The 2,562-nt window shown below is 65.5% G+C and carries 3 protein-coding genes and 1 pseudogene; 2 read left to right on the plus strand and 2 right to left on the minus strand.

From position 1 onward, the window contains the following. Positions 1–92: 92 nt before the first annotated feature. Together AC07DW_RS34065 and AC07DW_RS34070 are read right to left on the minus strand one after the other, a co-directional pair. Positions 93–200, minus strand: a pseudogene (locus AC07DW_RS34065) (transposase); the annotation flags it as partial. A 370-nt stretch (positions 201–570) separates the two neighbouring features. Then, complete coding sequence (locus AC07DW_RS34070) at positions 571–852, minus strand: hypothetical protein (protein ID WP_478861469.1); 282 nt, start codon at positions 850–852, stop codon at positions 571–573. A 599-nt stretch (positions 853–1,451) separates the two neighbouring features. Between AC07DW_RS34070 and AC07DW_RS34075 the strand changes: the two genes are divergently transcribed. Both AC07DW_RS34075 and AC07DW_RS34080 read left to right on the plus strand, forming a co-directional pair. Beyond that, entirely contained in the window at positions 1,452–1,919 is a 468-nt protein-coding gene (locus AC07DW_RS34075) for a hypothetical protein (RefSeq protein WP_478861470.1), read from the plus strand. Between the two features lie 93 nt (positions 1,920–2,012). Next, positions 2,013–2,562: transposase (locus AC07DW_RS34080; RefSeq protein WP_478861471.1), on the plus strand; the 550-nt coding region annotated here is incomplete at its 3' end.

A 2,562-nucleotide genomic window follows, 5' to 3' on the forward strand; every position in this document is an offset into this window, starting at 1 on the left:
CGGGAGCTCTGGCGTCATTGCAGGCATTCGCATTCCAGGCCACACCACTCGAACGTGCCACTCCACTTACCGTCACCGGTTCTCAGTCAGGCACTGAGACGGTCCCACACCAGCACGATCGGCGCCTTGACGAGCTGGCGGCCACCGTCGGTCAGCGCGATGAAGTCGCGCTCGCCCAGGCTGCGGCGTTTGCCCTTGCCCCCGGATCTTCTCCAGGACTGGCCGGAAGCAGGGACTGTCGTGCCGGTGGCCGGCGGTGATGTGCAGCGACAGCGGCTTTTGCCCTTGCCCGGTGGCGAGATGAATTTTCGTGGTCTGGCCGCCGCGAGAGCGCCAGAGTCCGTGGTCGCCGGGCTCGGTGGTGATGCCGCCGGGCGGCTGCCTCTGCAGGGCCCCCGCTACCGTTTTCGTGGCCCCGCACTGGGGCTCCCGGTCTCCGGGCCCGGCATGACTTGCGCCCCTTGTCGATCATGGCCGAAAGAGTGGTGTCACCGGACCGGGAGGCATCGGCAGACCGCTGATCAGGGGCGTGACCGCTCGCCGAGCTCGTCGAGGTGACCCAGGCCTTGGTCACGTGGATGCCGACACGCTGATGCCGCAGCGGAGGCTGGGAAGGGTCTGCTGGGGAGGGTCAGTGAACAAGTCGCTGAGTAGAGCAATCCCGGCGAGGTCGTCCGTGGTGTGAACAGAACGAATACGAACGTCAGGAGCATGATGACCCGGATATGGGCGGGGATCGACAGCGGCAAGGGCCAGGCGGATGCGGGTGTCGGCCGGGCCCTGCCAGCCGGTGCGGACGCGGTCGGCGGACAGCGGCGGCGCCTGCCTGGCCTTCTTGGTCGTCTTGCCCATGATCGGGTCCCCCTGATGGTGTGGTGCCGGCGCCGTACGGCCGCCGACGCGTGGATGGATCTGGGGCTTCACAGTTCGGACAGTCGTTTCGTTCTACCGCAGATGCGGCTTGATCGGGCGTCAGATCCACCCCGGCAGTCTGTCAGCCTCTCGCACAACGCCTCGGTTGTGAGAGGACTTCTGCGAATCGCGACCTGCGGAAACGTGATCGGCTCCGGGCCTCTCGCAGAACTCCGCAACGGGTCATTTATGAGAATCACCGTCCGCGACGATCGTCACGCACAGCTACTTGTCACTTGGCGGCAGCTTCGGGAGCTGGACCCGGAAGCGGAACGAGCGCTACCGTTAATCGCTGTTCCGATGGTCGAAGCGCCGCCAATTGCATCCGATGCGAATTGACGACGGTATGCGAATCGCTCCGAAGGAGGGTGCCAACCACGCTGGGGTAGTCACGTTGGGCGCCCGAGCTACCGGTGACAGTAGCGGCACGCGGGGCCTTGCCGCCACTCGCGCAGGGGGCTGAACTGCGGTTTTCCTGGCGACTCGCACAGGATGCCATTTCCTCGCATCTGATGCGAGTCACGGAGAGTGGTGGATCGGTGAGGTTCAACGGGTCGATACCGGGTGCGGCGAGGCTCCATCTGGTGGACGGGGTCGCGCTGCTGCGGGCGGAGGAACAGGTCTTCACGGCGATGCTGACGGGGTTCGCCAATCAGCAGCTGGCGCGGAATCTGGCCCGCACGACCGTGGAGGGCCGAGAGAACGCGGTGAAGGCGTTCCACGCGTACGTGAACACCTACCCGTGGAACTGGACGCCGGCGATGGTCGACGAGTGGCTCGGTGACCTGCGCTCACTGCGCGACCTCAAGCGCTCGACGATCCGTTCGTACTCCGAGGCCGTCCGGTCCTTCTGCCACTTCGTGACCGACCCCCTCTACGAGTGGACCGCCACCTGCGAGGAACGCTTCGGCACCCACCCGGTCCAGGTGGTGCACGAGTGGAACACCGCGGTGCACGTCCAGGACAACGAGTTCCGACCCGAAGAAGCGGGCGTTCACCAAGGCTGAGCTGCACGCCTTCTTCGCCCACTGCGACGACGAGGTCGCCCGCATCCGCTCGCTGGGCCGCAAGGGCTGGCGCCCGCGTTCCGCGACGCCACCGTGTTCAAGACCGCCTACGCCTATGGGACCCGGCGCAACGAAACACGGATGCTCGACGCCGCCGACTTCGGCCGGAACCCCCACGGGGCCGAGTTCGGCGAGTTCGGCCGCTGCCAGGTGAGGTTCGGCAAGGCGAAGAAGGGCTCGCCGCCCAAGCGCCGCGGAGTGCTGACAGTGTTCGACTGGACCCCGGACGTTCTGGACGAGTGGTTCACCGAGGTCCGGCCCCACTTCGGGACCGACGGCAACCCGGCAGCGTGGCCGTCCGAACGGGGCCTACGGATCGGCTGCCAGCGGATCAACTCCCGTTTCAAGGCATTGAGGTGCCCCGAAGTTTCCGGACAGACGTCCAATAGGATTGCCTTGAACGGAAAAGAGGACGCAAGAGTGGCACCACCGAGCAAGTACACACCGGAGTTTCGGGAAGAAGCTGTCCAGATTGCACTCCGGTCCATCAAGACTGTCACTGAGACAGCCAGAGAGCTGGAACTGAATCCGGAGACGCTACGTGGATGGGTGAAGAAATACAAGAAACGGCATGAGCCGCCCG

It is taken from the genome of Streptomyces sp. NPDC045701 (genome assembly GCF_056432045.1).